Genomic DNA, 18,273 nt, shown 5'->3' with positions numbered 1-18,273 from the left:
TGAAAAATCCAACCTTTACGTTAAGGGGTGCCGATGCAAGCAGGATGGCTGATTTACGCGATGGGTGGCGGCTGGGGACATTTGAATCGGGCGATCGCCATTGCCCGTCCCCTTGCTCAGCATCACTCTGTTCACATCCTGACCAACAGCCCCTATGCCCCCTTCATGCAGTCTTACCTGTCTGTCCTTCCGAATCTGCAGTTTCATACCCTGGCACCAGATATTCCCCTAAGTGAGGCTTGTTACCAGATTTGGCGATGGCTCAAGACGTTACCTTACACCGGGTTATTGGTCGATACCTTTCCACGGGGGTTAGTGGGAGAACTGGCAGACCTGTTGCCTAAGTTGAGCGATCGCTCCCGCATCCTGATCCATCGGGATCTAAATCCCCGATATGTTGCATCTCACCATCTGACGGACTTTGTGCGATGCCATTACGAACGGTTATGGATTCCTGGGGAAGGAACGGCTGTTCCTTTCGCCACCTTGCCACAGGTGCGACAGAGTGCCCCCTGGCTGGTACGGCAACCCGGAGAGCTGGGCGATCGCTCCACCGCCTGTACCCTTCTGAATGTAGAACCACACGATCCATCGCCATTGGTGCTGGTGCTACTGGCAGGACAACCTGAGGAACAAGCATTCTTTGTGGCGTTGAGCGAGGCGATCGCTCATACCTTTCCTCAAGTCACCCTAAGGCTGCTAGCCCCTGAGCCACCCAAGGGAACACTGCCCTATCCATGGATTGCTCATTACCCTGCCATGGATGTGCTGTGGATGGCAGACGTAGTAATCGGCAGTGGGGGCTATAACACGGTCCATGAATGCATCGCTCTTAAAGTTCCTCTGATTGCGGTTCCCTGGAAGCGGCTGTACGATCGCCAGGCAATGCGGCTGAAGCGCCTGCAAAACAATAATCAAGACATGCATATTGCCTATTCCCTACCCGAGGTCATGAGTGTTTTGGAGTGGGTCTTGGCGACTGCACCAGCATCGCAACGGCAGATGCCACCAGACTTTGTAAATGGAGCGATCGCCCCCGAAGTCCTTCAAGATTTGTCCTCTTATATAACCTGAACAGGACTTATGCATCGTTGTTGTGGGTGGGGTGCAGAGCACCCCACCCACAACAACGATGCACTAGATATAGGGACTGAGTACACCTCACTTTTGCAGATTGAAAACCCAGTTTTATTAATGTGGCGGGCTTCGCCCGCCACATCAATAAAACTGGGATGCACCCTAGCGGACTTGGGTGAGTCCTACTAGTTCGGGTTAAAGGCTTATCTCAAATTGCGGTTAATACAACATAGAAACCGTGACTCATTCCTCAACCTTTAACCGCTTTCCCACATATCGGCTCTTCAGCTTGCCTGCATCTCGCCAATAGACATACCAGTAAGGGCCATGTAGCTTGCCATTTTCCCCAGCGCACTTACAACCCGCTTTGCCACAACGAATCCGCTCTAGCTGATAAAGACGAGCAGATGGCCCGATCCCTAGATGGCGAACCTCTATAATCTCGCGGCCCCTTGTTTTAACCGGAGGAGCGGGAGGCGATCGCTCTTCCAGGGTTTGAATTACAACACTCAGCTCATCCCGAAGTTGCCTGGCCTGCTCCAAGTCAAGAGCATAGAGAGTACGCCGCAGGCTATCAAAATTCAAGTCGAGGTTCATAGCTTCTTATGTACAGAAACTCTTCTTATGTACAAATTCAGATCTAGTGTTCATCGCTGATGCATGATGCGGTTGTGCTTCGGCTCATTTCCCTGTCATTCACTCTGCGAACTTAACCACGACAACCATTGACTTAACTCCTCATCACTTAATTGGGTCAGGCAATCTTTATGGAATTGTTGATGCAAACAGTCACACACCCGGGTATCCGCCCATCTCAAACGGGTGATTTGCGATTGAATAGCCGTCATCAGAGCTGAACGATTACCAGGCTCAGGAGGTAGGGATGACAACGAAGGATGACCTGGATCTGTGGGGAGAACACCCGGATTACGCTCCGCCCAAGCTAAAGCTTCAGCCACCAGAATTGGGTCACCAGAGTTCAGAAACTGCTGCATTCGAGCAATTTGCTGTTGCCTCGCCTGCTGAGATTGATGGTGACGATGCTGTTTCTGAGTCGACCGTAAGGTTTCTTGCAGGGATTGCTGTGTTGCTTTGATCTGAGACAACACTCTACGAATAAACGGAATGCCGTGTTGGGAAGAAGGAGCTCTATCACCTATATCACTCCCATTTTTAGGAGATTTAGGAGAAGTGCGATCGCTGAAACCCTTGCCCTGTAAGTTATCACCATCTCCCGTAGCTAATAAGTTTGTAGAACTGTGGCAGTTAGGTGCGCCTTTAGCGCAATCTAACTGCCCATCTCTATGAAGAGCCGGGGGGTTCGGGGGGTTTTCCACAGGTGTATTGCCAGATGCATTATCACCAGATGCATTGTCACCATGAGCTGGGTCTTGAGTGGGCTCAACTCCTAAATAATTGGGATGCCATAAATCTCGATGACGATACAGAGAAGCACCGCCGATTCCATATTGCAGTAATGCCTGAAACCGAGCGGTTGCTTTAGCTGGGAGTTTGTCTTGTTCGAGTAAGTCAGCGATGGCTCGTCGAATGCGATCGCGTGTTGCAGCTGATTGGCGCTGATTCCAGGAGGGCGATTGGTCAATCGCAGCCGTTAATTCGGGACCTCGTTCTTCGGGTTTTGGTTTTTGCGATTGGCTTCCGAAAGGAAAGTAGTGGCTATGTTCAATGCATCGAGCCCATTCCTCAGCCCGCTGTTCAATTTCATGTTGATGCCGACACCACTCTTGATAGCCCGGTAGTGCTTGAGCAGTTTCAACAATCTCCGCTACAAGCGCATCGCCCTGTAGTGGTTCTCCACCGGAAAGTAGGTGATGAAAGATATAGCACCGCATAGTAATACGGCCCAATAAACGATTGGTCTGTCCATATCCTGTCCAGCCCACCTCGATCTCAGCATTCAAATCGTTGATAAACTTTTCTGCTTTTCCAGAAATACCAAAGTGCTTCCGTTTAGCTTGTTTAATGATCCGTTTCAACGCATGACTATCAATGTCGTTGCGTTGTTGAGCCAGTTTCCAACGATTGACAAAGGTTTGCGTATCACTCCAAATAGGTTCCCAGGACTCATTGAGCAGGTAGGAACCGCTTTGTAGCGGTAATCGGTGGGCATTAAACAAACTGAGGTTCCCTCCCACTCCATAGGGTTTAGGATTTGGAAAAATCTCAAGTTGTCCGGCCTGGATTTTAAATCCAGCATTTTCTAAGAGGCAAGCGAGGGCGATCGCTAGCTGCCACGAGCTTTGCGCATTCTGAAACGGAAAGTACAAATGCAAGCCACCGCTGTAGCTAGAGGTGCAGGCAACATAATGAACCAAACCTATGGGTTCTAACGCAGCTGCAATCCGTGAGATAGCCAACGGGTCGTGTTTGGGGTGATAGCGACTCCCAGAGTCAATATCTAAAAGGCCATAGTTGGTTTCTGCACCAAAGCGAACACCATAGAGATAAGCCCCTTGTTGAATAAGGCGATCGCTCAATGGATGGCGGCTTTCAGTTCGCCATGCAGGCGTTTCACCTGGATTGGCATGGGGCGCAAAAATATAGTCAAACCTATGGGGAAACAGAGATAGAAATGCATCTCCCCATTCACGAACACTTTCAAACCGAATTGTATGGGTCTGTTTCATAGGGTTTATAGCAATCAGGATGCCTCCCAACCAGGGACTCGAAGCTAAAGCACGACAAACATACCCAGACAAAATTCCAAAGGGTGAGTTGCTGCATAGGCTATGCAGAACCAACCCCCTAGAAATTGAGGGGTCGCGCAAAAGTACAGACCAGCGGATACTATGCTGGCTGATGATTATGTTTGATCATTAAACAACCTGTTTTTGGCAAAGCTGAGTTAGTCAACCATCGGTATCTAAATAGTTCTTAGATTTGGCAATTAGAGCTACAACCCTTGATTTTGCGTAAGTTGCCAGATCTCTTTGTTGGCAGATCCTAGCGGCGAAAATTCAGTACTAAATTTTTTCGTAGCGCTATTCTAGACCTCTAGCAAGGCTTCCAGGGCTTTTGTTGTAGCATCCTAGAGCTCGATGGCAGCAGCCAACTTAATGTTTAGTGGCGTAGGGTGCTTTGCACCTTACACCACTAAACATAGGCAAATCCAGGTTGTCCAGTATTAGAGCTTTGAGCAAGAAGGAAGACTCTCGGAAATTTTTGTTATGGCATTCTAGAGCCTTGGTCAAATCTGTCAACGCAATGTTTTAGGATACTAGAGAACCTGTCAACTTTGTCAACGCTAGAAAAATAGGGTGTGTTGCAAGATTCTAGAGTGGCTTGTCAATTTGTCAATTCGAACCCTTAAGAGGCAGCAATTCTCAGTATGAGCTTCAAAGCTGAGAGTTCCTGCCCGAAGGGCAGGAACTCTCAGCTTTGAAGCCCGAAAATAGCCCGCCGAAGACGGGCTATTTTCGGGTTGGATTCCAAAATGAGAATTGCTAGGATTATCCTAAACGTTGCAAGATTCTAGAGTGGCCTGTCAATTTGTCAATCCGGTTCTACTGACCTGAAACCCATGATTGATCGAGCTGAGCGAGGTCAACAAAGCCAGAGCACAGGCACTCCATGTTGCTTGATACTAGAACAACAAGTCAATTTGTCAATCGACCTGTAGCTGCCGGTAAAATTGACAGATGTTGCTGGACTCTAGAACGACAAGTCAATTTGTCAATTTAGGAAAACGCTCGATTTCCCTAACCACCATATCGAGGCGAATGAGTGTTTGGATCGATAGTTGAGTGGGTTGGCGAGGGCATAGATGATCCCTTTCAACGCATCCAACTACAGGCTCAAAGTACTCCATCCTGTGGATAAAACCATAGAAGGACTTTTGGCCAATGCCTTGTAAATGAGGGAGAGTTGCCAGTTACTGAAAAGGGTTCCGGCACGTTGCCCATTCAAGAATTGACAAATGTAATAGGATTCTAGAATCCAGGTCAATTGTGTCAATTGTTAAGAAAGTTAAACTTTTGCCAAATTCTAGCTTTTATTGAGTCCTGAATTGACAACTAGAAAAATTACCAATTATTCAGTGTTTCAAGCGGTACTTGGGTCCCTCTCTGAGAGGGTATATCAGTCACTTGTCTAATATGTTTATCGATCCTAGTCAGAAAGTTACACGATCCTAGTCTTTAAAAGCAATGAGAAAGAGTAGGCGCGATCGCTAAAACCCATGCTAGTGAAGCTATCTAATTTTTTTAGGAAGTGGATGAAGGCGATCGCTCAGTCAAGTCTATTGACATTTATCTGGAAGATGATCCAGATCTTTCGATCTCGGAAGTATACTATGCCGATGTGGATAAGCTTTGCGTAAAACCCGTGACTCAGTTTAACAATCTCACTCTCGACTCAACATCCGTTCTGACTGAGCCGCTTGCCTCTGACCTTGCATCCATTGCGTTGAACCAACAACAGATGCAACAGTACGCGGCAAAGTTAAAAGCGGGTAAGTCTTTCCTCAATTTAGTGTTGGTCAACGTTGCCACCGGAATCAATCAGTTTCGATTGCATTTGGCAAATGCGCGATTACAGAACGATGCCGATGTTATCAACCTCTACGACGAAACTGAAAAAATCGGTGCTCTACAAAAAGAGACGATGATGCGGCTGGAACGTCGATTTCGTTCAGTCTTAAAAACCGATGAGTTCTGGGAACAATCTGCAAACTGGATATTAGTGCGGCTTGAACAATGGCGTCGCGAAGATTTAATGCCTGCTGACTGTGCTGTGGTCGGCATGTTGTCCCTGGAGTCTGGTGCTGATTTAACCGACAGTGATGAATGGCGTGAATCCCTCGTTGTTAGTGCTTGTGCCTTCCACACGGCCAGTCAGTGGTTACGCCACCTAAATTTGTCCGGCCACAGTGCAGCGGAAATTGACAAATTGTTGGGGCTAAAGTCCAGCCATGGAACAACGAGCCGTGAACCACTGTTTCAGGATACGGAAATGGAACGGGTTGCAACAGGGTATCCCATCCTGACAGGAGCTCAGGCACTCATCAATTCCCAATGGGAGGATGGAGAGTATCCCTACTGGAAAAAGCTGGTAGGGGAAGGCTTCATCCAGCACCAGATTGTACGCCAGAGCCCGTCTAGTCAACAGATTGAGTTAGTTCCTGGCAAAGCGGCCTGGGAAATTATTCAACAGTTTGGTCCAGAAGCAGCCTATGTATTTCTGATCTTTTCCTCTTACGCGACCGATTCAGAGGAGCCCTGGGCTGAGCAAATTCGGTTACGAGGTACAGATCTGATCCGCCTGTTCGGTTGGGATAAGCGTACCGATATCACCATCGCTCAAAAACTGAAGAAGATCGGACACTTGGTAGAACTGGTTTGTAGCCTTTCCGTTTTAGTCAAGAACATTAACATTGGAGCCAAGCGTTATAACGTTGAACGAGGTCCAATGTGGATTCTGGAGGGCTTGGGGTATGCGGGTCAACTAGCATTAACCATGGATATGAATCAGCCCGATTCACCGACGTATGAAGCGGGTGATCCGGATGAACTATATATAAAAGTACGTCCGGGAATCTGGACTGAAAAATTCCTCAATGCTAGTGATACTCACGCAAGAGAATCTCTCTTTCAATACGGCTATCTTGCGAAGAGTACGCTGCAAATCAACCCCTATCGTCAACGCTTAGCATCCAAGCTGGCTATTTTCCTGACTATCATGAGCCGCATTCGCGATGATGGCCGCTATGAAGTACAAACGCTGCTGGAACGGTTAGAACCAAAGGATTTACTAGATGCCCTGCGCAAGGATCGCCTGCGTCGGGTCAAATTAATCAATCAGTGGGATAGTGCATTGCTCACCCTCAAAGAATTGGGATGGGAAATCGGCTTTGATCCGGCCACTTATCCAGAGAGCATTCGCCCCACCTGGTCGCTGAATGAGGATGTGGATTCAGGCTATCGCCCACGTAATTGGCTATCTATATGGCTGAAAGCCATTGTTATTATTAAACCTTCTGTCAAAATTCAAGAGAAGCTAGGAGGCCATGCACCTATTGCCCTAAAGGCGTCTCGCGCGGTTCCCCAACCCCCTGCCTTGACGGGTGAAGCCATCAAGGCCGCTTTGGAAGCGAAGGGCATGACAAAGGCACAGCTGGCCGATACTCTGCAAGTTGATCGCTCCCTGGTCACCCGCTGGCTCAAAGGTCAGCGAACCATTCAGCCAAAGCACCTGAAGCAAATTAAAGCGTTACTGGGTGATTTTGATAACCAGCCGGATCAGGACTAGGGTATGTCTTAATGGCTGGAAGAGATATTTTTTGAGCACTTAGCGCACGAAGAAACACCTCTGAAAGATCCTAGTAGGCTACGGCCTAAGTTCGTTGCCTATTTTTTGTGGTGAGGTGCGAAGCACCCCACCACAAAAAATTAGGTTGTACACTTCTGCCCCAGCCTACTAGTCAGTCGTAATTTTCTTGCCTTACACAATCTTGTGAGGACCAGTTATTTTTGAAAGGCAACTTGGAACACAGCTTTTAGAAAATAATCCTCTTAGGACGTTTCTGCATAAGAATTTACCCAGGATGTTGGTGTTTTGCCCGCTTCGCGGGCAAAACACCAACATCCTGGGGGGTAATTTCATTGCTGGAAATCTCCTTAGCCCTAAGAACCTTGCATTTAACAACTTGCAATTCTTTTTGTGGGAGCGGTGGCAAAGCCACCTGCTCCCACAAAAGATGAGATTGCAGCCAAAAATAGGGCGAATAGGTCATTCGCCCCTGCACGCTTCCTAATTTGTGGCTTTAAGCATCAGGACGCTGTTTTAGCAGCTGAATCCGTCTTCTTCCGACGGCCTCGAGGGGCACCGGACTCAGTACCAGTTTTCTTTGTTTTCGCAGCGGGGGCTTTTGCTTTGTTAGCGGTGCGAGGACCAGTGCCCCGTCCCCGAGTCTTCTTAGGCGCAGGTGCTTCTTCAGCTTGGCTTTCGGGCGCGGGGGTAGGCTCAGGTGCGGGAGCTTCTTCGGGAGCAGCCGCTTCTTCGGGGGCACTCGCTTTGGCTGACGAACGTCGCCGCTTGGGAGCCGACGAACCTGCGTCACGATTGATCGCTGCTAGATAAGACTTGAGAGAAGCCGGGCTGATGCGAATACCTTGCTCGCCGAGCATTTCTGCTACTTCCTGGTGGGAATAACCCCGCTCTAGAGCTGCATTAATGGTTCCCTGCAATTGATTAACAGCTTCTCGAAGCGACCAGGAGGTCTTGGGTTTTTCAGGCAATCCCTCTAAAGCGGCGGACGCCTCGTCAATGGAATTTTGAGTGATGGTTGCGGCTGCGGGCGATCGCCCTCTTTTGGCTGCCATAGGTGTATTCTCGGATATCAAATAGGTGGATAGTTGATTTCTGCCCTCGTATTGAATCTTGCGATCACTCGTACGAGTCCTGCATTACTTTTAGCTTAAATTTGGAAGGAATTACCATTTATTTAGGGTCATCTGCGATTAATTCTTACTTTTGTCAGATTTCTATTACCCTGTTGTTCCCGTTGGCGCCTTTTACCTGTTGCTCGATGATATTGCTCAGGCTTGTATTTCTTCCGAATCAGGATGCACCCCACCTTCTATGGGAACTCGGGTGGGTCACGAAGTCAGCGACATCTTCATTCTGAACTGGTATTAAACTTCATTAATCTTCCGTTGCTGCGTTATATGCTCAAGCTTTCCTTGCCCCTACCCGATGCAGACATCCAGTTTTACCCCAACTTCTTGAATGTATCGGAGAGCGATCGCTTCCTGACAGAGTTGACTCAGCGTATTCAATGGCGGCAGGATGCTATTACATTGTTTGGGCGATCGCTGCTGCAACCCCGACTCACAGCCTGGTATGGAGATCCCGGTAAATCCTATACTTACTCAAATCTCACGATGATGCCAACCCCCTGGATACCACCGTTGCTTGATCTAAAAGTAAAGGCCGATGCTATCTCGGGCGTTGTGTATAACAGTGTGCTTCTCAACCTGTATCGGGATGGAAATGACAGCATGGGTTGGCACAGTGACGATGAACCCGAATTGGGACACAATCCAGTTATCGGCTCCCTCAGTTTGGGAGGAACCCGACGATTTATGTTGCGGCATCGGTTTGATAAAACCCTGAAGCATCAAGTGGAACTCACCTCAGGAAGTCTCTTACTGATGCGAGGGGCAACGCAACATCACTGGCAGCACCAGATTCCTAAAACCAAACGTCCCGTTTCACCCCGCATCAACTTAACCTTTCGTGTGATTGGCTAGTAGGCTGCCGCCTAAGTTTGCATACTATGTTTTTGTGTGGGGTGCTTCGCACCCCACACAAAAACATAGGTGATGGATTTCCGCCTCAGCATACTAGTCTTCTATCCAGGACTTTTTGAGGGGCCGTAGACCCCTCAAAAAGTCCTGGAATTTAATGTTTAGGTGTGGGGTTACCCCACACCTAAACATTGACGGACTGCTAGACCTTGCTTTCGGGATTGAATGTTTATACACGAGCGTACAAACAAAAACTCCTAGGATCACAAATGAAACAACCTGTAATTCCTTTTAGGGGAGTGGCTAAGCCGCCACTCCCCTAAAAGGAATTACAGGTTCAGGACTTACGCATTTTTGTTGTGTGATGTGCTTCGTATACCACACACAACAGGAATTTCCTAAACATAGAGAACTCGCGTAGCAGCTTTTAAGGCACGTCTTGGCCCCTATGGCATGGCTCCTTTTAGCCAGTAAGTCATCATCTCGCCTTTTCCTTTAACGCTGACCATGCCTCGGGGTTCAAACCAGTATTGGTCGCGCAAACGCTCATAGGTTGAATCGGTGACTTGAATGCCACCACTCACCCCACAGGATTCCATCCGGCTGGCAATATTCACTGTATCTCCCCACAAGTCGTAGCTGAACTTTCGGGAACCAATAACCCCTGCTACCACCGGGCCCGTGTGAAGACCAATGCGCAGAGCAATGGGTTGGTTTTCTCGGGCTGTAAACTGGATGATTTCCTGCTGCATATCGAGTGCCATTCGTGCTGCAGCTTCTGCATGATTGGGCTGGGGCTCAGGTAACCCCCCTGCAACCATATATGCGTCCCCAATGGTTTTGATTTTTTCTAACCCATGCTGTTCAGCCAATCGATCAAAGACAGAAAAAATCTGATTGAGTAATCCGACTAGCTTAATCGGTGACACCTGGCTACTCAGTTCTGTAAAACCGACAATATCGGCAAACAGAACCGTGACATCTTCAAAGTCATCGGCAATGGCGGCTGAATTCTGTTTTAGCCGCTCAGCAATTGATTGGGGAATAATATTCAACAACAGGCGATCGGATTTCTCTTGCGCCAAGCGCAGAGCCACTTCCGTATTTTTGCGCGTCGTAATGTCATGGAAGAAGACAGATACTCCATCATAGGACGGGAAGATGCGTACCTCTAACCATCGGTTGCTGGGTTTATAGAATTCTTCCAGAACCACATTTGTTTGGTGCGCTAATGCCCACCGAAATTTTTGCTCAAAGGTAGACCCAATCAACTCTGGCAGCACGTCCCAAATCACGTGCCCCAAAAGAAGATGCTTCTCCCGTTGCAAAATAGTCGCTGCTTCCTGGTTGATGTAGCTAAAGTGTCCCTGGCGATCGGTGGCAAGGAAAGCATCTGTCATGTGTTCCAGCAAATTGACGACCTGCTGGTCAGATGCTCGCAGTTTGGCTTCCGTTTCTTGTTGCTGTGTGCGTTGGTGTTCCAGACGTTTGAGATTCAGCCGGAGTTCCATTTGTGTCATGACACAGCGCCCTACCATCTGTAGTGCCTCAAGCTGAGCTGAGTTGAGGTGGCGGGGAATATAATCCATCACACAAAGCGTTCCCAATGGATAACCGTCGGGGGTGACCAGGGGATGTCCGGCATAAAATCGCAGGTTGGGATCGTTAGAGACTAATGGATTGTCGGCGAAGCGATCGTCATCTAAAGCGTCTTGCACCACCATCGGTTGCATGGGTTCGAGAATGGCATGGGAGCAGAAGGTCATTTCTCGCGGCAGTTCTGGCAGAGGTGTTCCCAGTTTTGACTTGAACCACTGCCGATGCGAATCGGTTAGGCTGATCAGCGCGATCGGTGTGCCGCAGATGTAAGATGCCAGACGAACGAGATCGTCAAATTCTTCTTCAGCCGCGCTATCCAAAATTTCATAGCGCTTCAGGGCAGTCAGGCGATCGCCCTCATTCTCAGGTCTTGCAGGGACTATAGAAGGGATATTTTTTCTGGGAGGCGGAATCTGTAAACTCTGCTCTCTGTTTCCTGGCTCTAGTCGGTTCGCTAACCCAAGTAGCCAATTGGCTAATGTCGATTGAGCTGTCTTGACCCATGCGCGTCTAGAGCGCTTTACCTTCTCTGTCACACGATATCCTGTTTCCACGGGCTCGAACTCGTACCTTTCTGCTAGATACCACTTCCAACCACCGACCTGAAGATTGCAAAGTAGGGTTTTCCTAAGTCATTGATGCCATTAGTATTGCCCGATTAGGGTCAAAATGTATCGTGCTTTACACAGTATTTTCCGATCTGATAGATGCGTGAGATGAATGTGGGGCGATGTTTCACATCTATTTCTCGGATCTACTAGATCGGAAGGGGTTATAAGATCACCCCCTCCAACGCTATTCGAACTCATGTTTGACCTGTTACGGTTTAAGAGTTCGTCAGGTGTCGCAGGAGTCCAGCGTTGGTTCAGTCATCCCAGCCTTCGGAACCGTCATCCCGCCAACCGCTGCAGCGGGTTCTAGAAAATCTCAAAACTTACCCCTGGCTCACCCTGGGGACGTTAGGGAGCGCTCTATGCTTAATTGCTGCTTATGCCGCTACGCCACAGCTATTTCGATGGGCGATCGACCAGGGGATTGCGGAGCAGAATTTAACTGTTGTGCTTTATAGTGCGGCGGGGTTGGTGGTGGCAGCGATCGCCCGTGGCCTCTTCAACTTTGGCCAAAGCTTCTGCGCCGAGGCTCTGTCTCAAAGTGTTGTGTATGACCTGCGCAATCGTATTTTTAGCAAAATTCAAAACCTCAGCTTTAGTTATCACGATCAATCGCAGACCTCACAACTGCTGACCCGTGTCACCAGTGACATTGAACAAATCCGTACCTTTCTCAGCACCAGTTTGATTCAGGTGATCAGTGGTTCGGTAACGTTGTTGGCGATCGCCGTGATCTTGCTGCTGATGAATTGGGAACTAGCACTCATCAGTCTGACCGTTGTGCCCATGTCGGGATGGTTGATGGCACGCTTCCTGCAACGCAATAGTCAGTTATTTCGCCAGGTACAAGAACAGCTCAGCGATCTGAACGGAGTGCTGCAAGAGAACCTGTTGGGGGTGCGAGTGGTGAAAGCCTTCGTGCGTGAGTCGGTGGAAACGGAGCGCTACACCAATCTCAATCATGATCTGGTGGCTGCGAACATGAAAACCGTACGGGCGATTCGTAACACCTTTCCATTTATCTTTCTACTGAGCAATTTGGTGACACTCGCCGTTATTGGCTATGGTGGCGCGGCCGTGATAGGGGGCCGCTTTTCGGTGGGAGAACTGGTAGCGTTCAACTCCTATCTCATCCTGATCTTACAACCCGTGTTATTAATTGGATTCGCGGCTCCGGCGATCGCTCAGGCCGCTGTCTCTGCTGAACGAGTTTATGAAGTGGTGGATGCCGAGATTGAAATTCGCAATCGCCCCAATGCGGCTCCCTTTACAACTTGTGGTGGGCGCATCACCTTTGAAAACGTCTCCTTTCGCTATCCGGGTGCCACAGTTCCTACCCTCTCCAACGTTTCTTTTGAAACCAAACCCAATGAGCTGATCGCGATTCTCGGCATGACGGGATCCGGAAAAAGTACGGTGGTGAATTTATTGCCCCGGTTTTATGACGTCACATCGGGAGCTGTGCGGATTGATGGGCGGGATGTACGCGACTTCACCCTGGAGAGTTTGCGATCGCACATCGGTATTGTTTTTCAGGAAACTACGCTGTTTTCAGGCACCCTGTTTGACAACCTGACCTATGCCAAACCAGAGGCTACGCTGGAACAGGTCATTGAGGTGGCAAAGGCTGCGCAAATTCATGACTTTATAATGAGTTTGCCCGAGGGCTACGACACAATTGTGGGCGAACGGGGGGTAGGTCTGTCGGGTGGGCAGAAGCAGCGGGTGGCGATCGCTCGCACCCTCCTCACCGACTATAGTGTTTTGATTCTGGATGACAGCACATCCGCTGTAGATGCCCAAACCGCATCCCAAATTCAAGCAGCTCTCGACGACCTGATGCGTCGGCGTACCTGTACCGCGTTTGTGGTAGCGCAGCGGATTAGTACGGTACGTACCGCTGACCGCATTTTGCTAATGGACAGAGGCCGTCTCGTCGCCCAGGGCAGCCATGAAGAGCTGATGCGTACCAGCCCTCTGTATGGGGTGATTTTGGAATCTCAGGTAAAGCAGGGTCAGGAGGTAATTTAATGATGCAAGCTGGAACCGATGCCAAACTCAAAGCCTCGACCCTGAGCCGTTTTCTCCAGTACTTTTTACCCTACCGGGATGAACTTCCGGTCGCGTTTCTACTCGTTCTGTTGGGTGCATCTAGCCTGTCTATTGGTCCGTTGCTGATTGGTTGGGCTATCGATCACCTGATTCTTCAGGGCAATTGGCCTGGATTGGTGCAACTGTTGATCTTTCTAGCCCTGATTTATGGCCTGGGGGTGTGGGCAACTCGCGGTCAAATCTTGCGCATGGGTTCGATCATGCAGCGCTTGCTGGGCCAGTTGCGGGAAGATATTTTCACTAAAATTCAAAGTTTGCCCGTCAGCTTTTTCGATCGCAGTGAAGCGGGCGATCTGATGAGCCGCTTAATTAATGATGTCAACACCGTAAATCAGGCATTCGGTCTCACCATTCCCCAGATGTTGGGCCAGACCTTCAGCCTGGTGGGCATCATTATTGCCATGTTTTCTATTAATGTGCCGCTTGCGCTGCTCAGCAATTTGGTGGTGCCCTTGATGGTATTTACGACCGGGTTCTTCTCGCGCTGGGCCAGACAGCGGTTCCGGGTTACCCGCGAGACCATTGGCGAACTCTCCGCCAAGTTAGAAGAAGACATTGGTAGCGTGCGCGAAGCTCAGGCCTTTAACCGCACCCAGCTCAACATTGAAGAGTTTGACAGCCTCAATGCTGCTAATCGTCGAGCCAATGTACAGGCGGTAGCTGTAACGGCAGCATTTTTACCTTCAATCGACTTTTTGAATACTCTTGCAACCGCAGGGGTAATGGCCTACGGGGGCTACCTGGCCGTGACAGGAGCCGCAACCGTAGGAATGGTTACGTCCTTTCTGCTATACGTGCAGCAGTTTTTCCGTCCCATTCAAATTCTGAGCCAGTTTTATACTCAGGCGCAGTCGGCTCTGGCAGGGTTGGATCGCATCTTTTTCCTGTTGGATGAGCCCGCCCAATTGCAGGACGCCCCTAATGCCTGGGAGATGCCACCCATTCAGGGGGAAGTCCGTTTTGAAAACGTGTCTTTTGGATACACCCCTAACCAGCGGGTCTTGAACGACGTCAACTTAATCGCGGAACCGGGGCAAATGATTGCCTTAGTGGGGCCCACAGGCGCGGGAAAAAGTACGATTATCAACCTGATTCTGCGGTTTTATGATGTGACGGATGGGGCCGTCAAAATTGATGGGTTGGATGTGCGGCGGGTGACTCAGGCCAGTTTGCGCCGTCAGATCGGGATTGTGTTGCAGGATAACCTGCTATTTAGTGGCACTGTGGCTGAAAACATTGCTTTTGGTGCTTCCCATGCCAGCCATGCAGAAATTGAAGCCGCCGCTCAAGCCGCCAATGTGCATGAATTTATCACGACCCTTCCCCAGGGTTACAGCACTCAACTGGGAGAACGCGGTGCTCCCCTCAGCCAGGGACAGCGGCAGTTGGTGAGCATTGCTCGGGCTGTGCTGGTCAATCCCCGCATTCTGGTTCTGGATGAGGCGACAAGCAGCATTGATACGCGGACAGAGGCATTGGTGCAGGAGGCGATCGCCCGTCTCCTCCAAAACCGCACGAGCTTTGTCATTGCCCACCGTCTCAGCACCGTTACCCAGGCTGATCAGGTGCTCGTCATCCAACAGGGCCAGATTGCCGAGCGCGGCACTCATGCCGAACTGATGGCTCGTCAGGGTGTCTATGCCAATCTCTATGCCCTCCAAATGGGAGCCGATTAAAACATCCAGAAGGGTGCATCCCGCTTGTGCAGATTAAAAACTTAGCTTTGCGGGTGTGGCAGGCAAGGCTTGCCACACCCGCAAAGCTTTCAGGGTAGGAGGCAGCGCCTCCCTACCCTGGATCTCCTGTGTGGGTTGCTCGCTTGGCTGTGCAACCTCTCGCACCCTCAAAAAACGATTCATACAGGCGGTCTGTTGAACAACGTTGTAATTTGAAGGCACCTAGATTGATCCATCAGCGTCTTGGATCGTAAATGCGAATGCATGAGGCACGTCTGGAAAACCGTAGATTGTTGTTCCAGTATCGTCGCTCTTCACATTATCTATGGCTAGAAATGTCAAATGTCTTCCTTTAAGCCTCATAAAGTTCTCTGGAAAATCAGCACTATTTTGTGTGTCAGTTCTGCGATCGCCACAAGTAGCGCACTTCAACCTGTTTTGGCTGCTGTCCTGGTAGCGCAATCGGTTCAAAACGCAGCACCCACCTGCCAGACTGAGCGGCAACAATCTGAAGAAGCCTTATTAAACATGGGGTTAGAGCAGGCAGAGCAGGCTATCACTAATGGTCGTATTGAGTATGGTTCTCAGCTCCTGGTGATGATCCTGCAACGTATCCGGGTGATGCCCAATGGCTCTGCCCGAATCGGTTTGCTGGAACGTCTGGTAGGGAGCTTGGGGGAAAATGTTGCCTACAGTAGCCCCCTCGACCGGCTGATGCAATCTGTCTCGCCTCAACAGCCTCAGGCCGCGATCGCCGTTCTATCGGCTGCTTTTGATGTCGCACAAACCATTAGCCCTAGCTACAGTGCATCTAAAACCCGTACCTTAACGGCTCTGGCGAACGATTACACCCAGGTGGGGCAGCCCGACCAGAGCGTTAATATTTTGGGACAGGCCATGATTGCCAGTAATACCATTCAGGGGGCCGAGCTGAAGGCGATCGCCCTGAATGGCATTGCCGAAGCGTATAAAAATGCCGGACAGTCAGATCTTGCAGCCCGTACCCTTGAGCGATCGCTACCCTTAGCCCAATCTATCAACGACCCCAACCCTTACCGCCGAGCTGCTGTGCTGGAACGGATTGCCAGCATTTACGAACAAATTGATATGCCCGATCGCGCCCTTTCCATCGCGCAATCCATCCCGGTGCCTGGATATACAGCCACAGTCATGGTGGCTGTTGCCGAACAGTACCGAGAAAAGGGGCAGGTTGGCCGGGCTCTGGAGGTGCTGCAAAGTTTGCCTACTCAGGATCGAGTGATCCCGCTGGCTGCGTTCGCCGGGCACCTTACGGCCCAGCAGCCACAGCAGGCCGATGAAATTTACGGACAAGCTGTAAGTGAGACGCGATCGCTGGGAACCGCTGATACGGCACTGGTGGCCGTAGCCCGACGTTATGGTGAGGCAGGTGGTCTGATTGCCAAGGCCGACGAAACGGTGCAAACGATCGCGGACCCGGCTGTGCAAGCTCCTGGGTTGGGGGCGATCGCTCTGCTCTATGCTCAGGCTGGCGAAGAAAACCGCGCTGAAACCCGACTGGGTCAGGCTATTGAAAAGCTGGGAACCATTCCGGATGTCAATGCCCAGAACTCGGCTCGTCAACAATTAATGGATCAGGTGGCTGAACGGGGACGCTATGACTATGGTGTGCGCATTGCCCAAACGATTCAAGCGGGGGAAGAAATACCCTTCGACCGAGTGGATGTATTGACGGCTCTGGGAGAACGTGCGATTGCTGATCAGCGCTATGATGCAGCTCTACAAATTACTAAACAAATTCCACCCAGTTTTGCCAGTTGGCGCGATAACTTGTTTTCAAAAACGGCTCGGGGCTTAGCACACCAGGGTGATATCGACGCCGCATTACCCATTGCCCAGGAAGCAAACGTTGATCTGGGATTTCAACCCCGGATTCTGGCCATCATTGCAGCTGAGTCAAAACTGCTGGGGCAGTCAGAACAATCGACAACGTTGTTTAATCAAGCGATTGCACAGGCTGCATCCATTGACGATGCCTCAACTCAAACGGCTGTTTTCGGGGCGATCGCTCAAGCTTACTTGACCTCTGGGCAAGAGGAACAGGCCATACAAATGCTGGATCAAGCCATTGCTGCCGCCCAAACTATTGAGGATAGTACTAGCCATACCTATGCTTTGCGAACACTGGCTGAGCAGTTAGCCTTTAACAAGCAACCCCGTGCGGCATTACGAGTCGCCGAGGCGATTCCGGAGCCTTCAGAGCGGCTAGCTAAAATTAATGAGGCGATCGAAAAAGCAATCCAGATGGGTGATTTCCCAACCGTTGAAACAGGAATCACTCGGTTGAATGACCCGGCATTGCAATCCTTCTGGTTTATCTCCTTATCCGATCGCTACCGCTTAATGGACGATCGCCCCCAAGCCGCTACTCTGCTCAATCAGGCATTTCAGGTGGCCCGTACCGTACCCGGAGACGAATCGCAAACGGTTATGATTCGCGGTGGTGAAGCACCTCTCAGCATGGAGGATGACCGCGATCGGGGGAGTTTGCTGGGGGCGATCGCCCTCAGATATGCCCAACTGGGTCAAATGTCTCAGGCTCGGCAAGTAATTCAAACTCTTCAAGATGCGAGGCTTCGGCAATCCTTACTGCAACAGGTGAACTGTTACCGTTAGGAGCCTGATAAGCATAATAGGATCTCCGGTTGAAGAACCTGATGTGCAGTGGCGCGGCGCATCAGGGTTCTTCAACCAGATTTGATGTAAGTTGTGTTATCTCAAGCCCTTAGTACCTTAAGGCTTATGTCCAGTTGCTACGGCGCTTTTCAAGCGCTTAAAATCCTGTTGTTTTGTGAGAGCCGCGCTCCGCGCGGCTCTCACAAAACAACCGTAGCTGATTCAAGCGCAAAGCGCTGTAAATAAAGCTATAGCAGTCGGGTGTGTCCGAGTTTT

At 50.0% G+C, this 18,273-nt stretch carries 11 protein-coding genes; 6 read left to right on the top strand and 5 right to left on the bottom strand.

Features of this window, described 5'->3' with window-relative positions; genetic code table 11:
- The first annotated feature begins 33 nt into the window (after window positions 1-33).
- On the top strand, window positions 34-1,074 hold the full coding sequence (locus tag H6F91_RS04590) for a glycosyltransferase (RefSeq protein WP_190773806.1): 1,041 nt from the start codon (window positions 34-36) through the stop codon (window positions 1,072-1,074).
- A 246-nt stretch (window positions 1,075-1,320) separates the two neighbouring features.
- On the opposite strand, the gene H6F91_RS04585 is transcribed toward H6F91_RS04590, so the two are convergent.
- Together H6F91_RS04585 and H6F91_RS04580 are read right to left on the bottom strand one after the other, a co-directional pair.
- Window positions 1,321-1,674, bottom strand: a complete 354-nt coding sequence (locus tag H6F91_RS04585; RefSeq protein WP_190773805.1) for a DUF6788 family protein — start codon at window positions 1,672-1,674, stop codon at window positions 1,321-1,323.
- Between the two features lie 95 nt (window positions 1,675-1,769).
- Window positions 1,770-3,725: a hypothetical protein gene (locus H6F91_RS04580; protein WP_190773804.1), complete on the bottom strand. Its 1,956-nt coding sequence runs from the start codon at window positions 3,723-3,725 to the stop codon at window positions 1,770-1,772.
- A 1,696-nt stretch (window positions 3,726-5,421) separates the two neighbouring features.
- Between H6F91_RS04580 and H6F91_RS28525 the strand changes: the two genes are divergently transcribed.
- Window positions 5,422-7,344: a helix-turn-helix transcriptional regulator gene (locus H6F91_RS28525; RefSeq protein ID WP_190789240.1), complete on the top strand. Its 1,923-nt coding sequence runs from the start codon at window positions 5,422-5,424 to the stop codon at window positions 7,342-7,344.
- Window positions 7,345-7,630: 286 nt separating this feature from the next.
- Here H6F91_RS28525 and H6F91_RS27705 read toward each other — a convergent pair whose 3' ends face one another.
- Entirely contained in the window at window positions 7,631-7,828 is a 198-nt protein-coding gene (locus H6F91_RS27705) for a hypothetical protein (protein ID WP_206754900.1), read from the bottom strand.
- Window positions 7,829-7,865: 37 nt separating this feature from the next.
- Complete coding sequence (locus tag H6F91_RS04570) at window positions 7,866-8,417, bottom strand: hypothetical protein (protein ID WP_190773802.1); 552 nt, start codon at window positions 8,415-8,417, stop codon at window positions 7,866-7,868.
- Between the two features lie 345 nt (window positions 8,418-8,762).
- On the opposite strand from H6F91_RS04570, the gene H6F91_RS04565 reads away from it, so the two are divergent.
- Window positions 8,763-9,347, top strand: coding sequence for an alpha-ketoglutarate-dependent dioxygenase AlkB (locus H6F91_RS04565; RefSeq protein WP_199307636.1), 585 nt, complete (start codon window positions 8,763-8,765; stop codon window positions 9,345-9,347).
- A 443-nt stretch (window positions 9,348-9,790) separates the two neighbouring features.
- On the opposite strand, the gene H6F91_RS04560 is transcribed toward H6F91_RS04565, so the two are convergent.
- Window positions 9,791-11,479 carry an adenylate/guanylate cyclase domain-containing protein gene (locus tag H6F91_RS04560; RefSeq protein ID WP_199307635.1) on the bottom strand — a complete coding sequence of 563 codons (1,689 nt, stop codon included), beginning with the start codon at window positions 11,477-11,479 and terminating at the stop codon, window positions 9,791-9,793.
- A gap of 324 nt (window positions 11,480-11,803) precedes the next feature.
- On the opposite strand from H6F91_RS04560, the gene H6F91_RS04555 reads away from it, so the two are divergent.
- From H6F91_RS04555 to H6F91_RS04545, 3 genes are all read left to right on the top strand, one after another.
- Entirely contained in the window at window positions 11,804-13,585 is a 1,782-nt protein-coding gene (locus H6F91_RS04555; protein WP_190773800.1) for an ABC transporter ATP-binding protein, read from the top strand.
- Window positions 13,585-15,342 carry an ABC transporter ATP-binding protein gene (locus tag H6F91_RS04550; RefSeq protein WP_190773799.1) on the top strand — a complete coding sequence of 586 codons (1,758 nt, stop codon included), beginning with the start codon at window positions 13,585-13,587 and terminating at the stop codon, window positions 15,340-15,342. Before H6F91_RS04555 ends, H6F91_RS04550 begins: the two co-directional genes overlap by 1 nt.
- A 342-nt stretch (window positions 15,343-15,684) precedes the next feature.
- Window positions 15,685-17,997 carry a hypothetical protein gene (locus tag H6F91_RS04545; protein ID WP_190773798.1) on the top strand — a complete coding sequence of 771 codons (2,313 nt, stop codon included), beginning with the start codon at window positions 15,685-15,687 and terminating at the stop codon, window positions 17,995-17,997.
- Window positions 17,998-18,273 lie beyond the last annotated feature (276 nt).

It is taken from the genome of Leptolyngbya sp. FACHB-8 (assembly GCF_014695575.1).
In the GTDB taxonomy this organism is placed as follows: Bacteria; Cyanobacteriota; Cyanobacteriia; order Elainellales; family Elainellaceae; genus Vacuolonema.
This window is presented reverse-complemented; position numbering and strand designations above follow the sequence as displayed.

Coding starts and splice junctions, on each gene's coding strand:
- H6F91_RS04590 (WP_190773806.1), top strand. CDS start 34: ATGCAAGCAGGATGGCTGATTTACGCGATGGGTGGCGGCTGGGGACAT.
- H6F91_RS04585 (WP_190773805.1), bottom strand. CDS start 1,674: ATGAACCTCGACTTGAATTTTGATAGCCTGCGGCGTACTCTCTATGCT.
- H6F91_RS04580 (WP_190773804.1), bottom strand. CDS start 3,725: ATGAAACAGACCCATACAATTCGGTTTGAAAGTGTTCGTGAATGGGGA.
- H6F91_RS27705 (WP_206754900.1), bottom strand. CDS start 7,828: ATGACCTATTCGCCCTATTTTTGGCTGCAATCTCATCTTTTGTGGGAG.
- H6F91_RS04570 (WP_190773802.1), bottom strand. CDS start 8,417: ATGGCAGCCAAAAGAGGGCGATCGCCCGCAGCCGCAACCATCACTCAA.
- H6F91_RS04565 (WP_199307636.1), top strand. CDS start 8,763: ATGCTCAAGCTTTCCTTGCCCCTACCCGATGCAGACATCCAGTTTTAC.
- H6F91_RS04550 (WP_190773799.1), top strand. CDS start 13,585: ATGATGCAAGCTGGAACCGATGCCAAACTCAAAGCCTCGACCCTGAGC.
- H6F91_RS04545 (WP_190773798.1), top strand. CDS start 15,685: ATGTCTTCCTTTAAGCCTCATAAAGTTCTCTGGAAAATCAGCACTATT.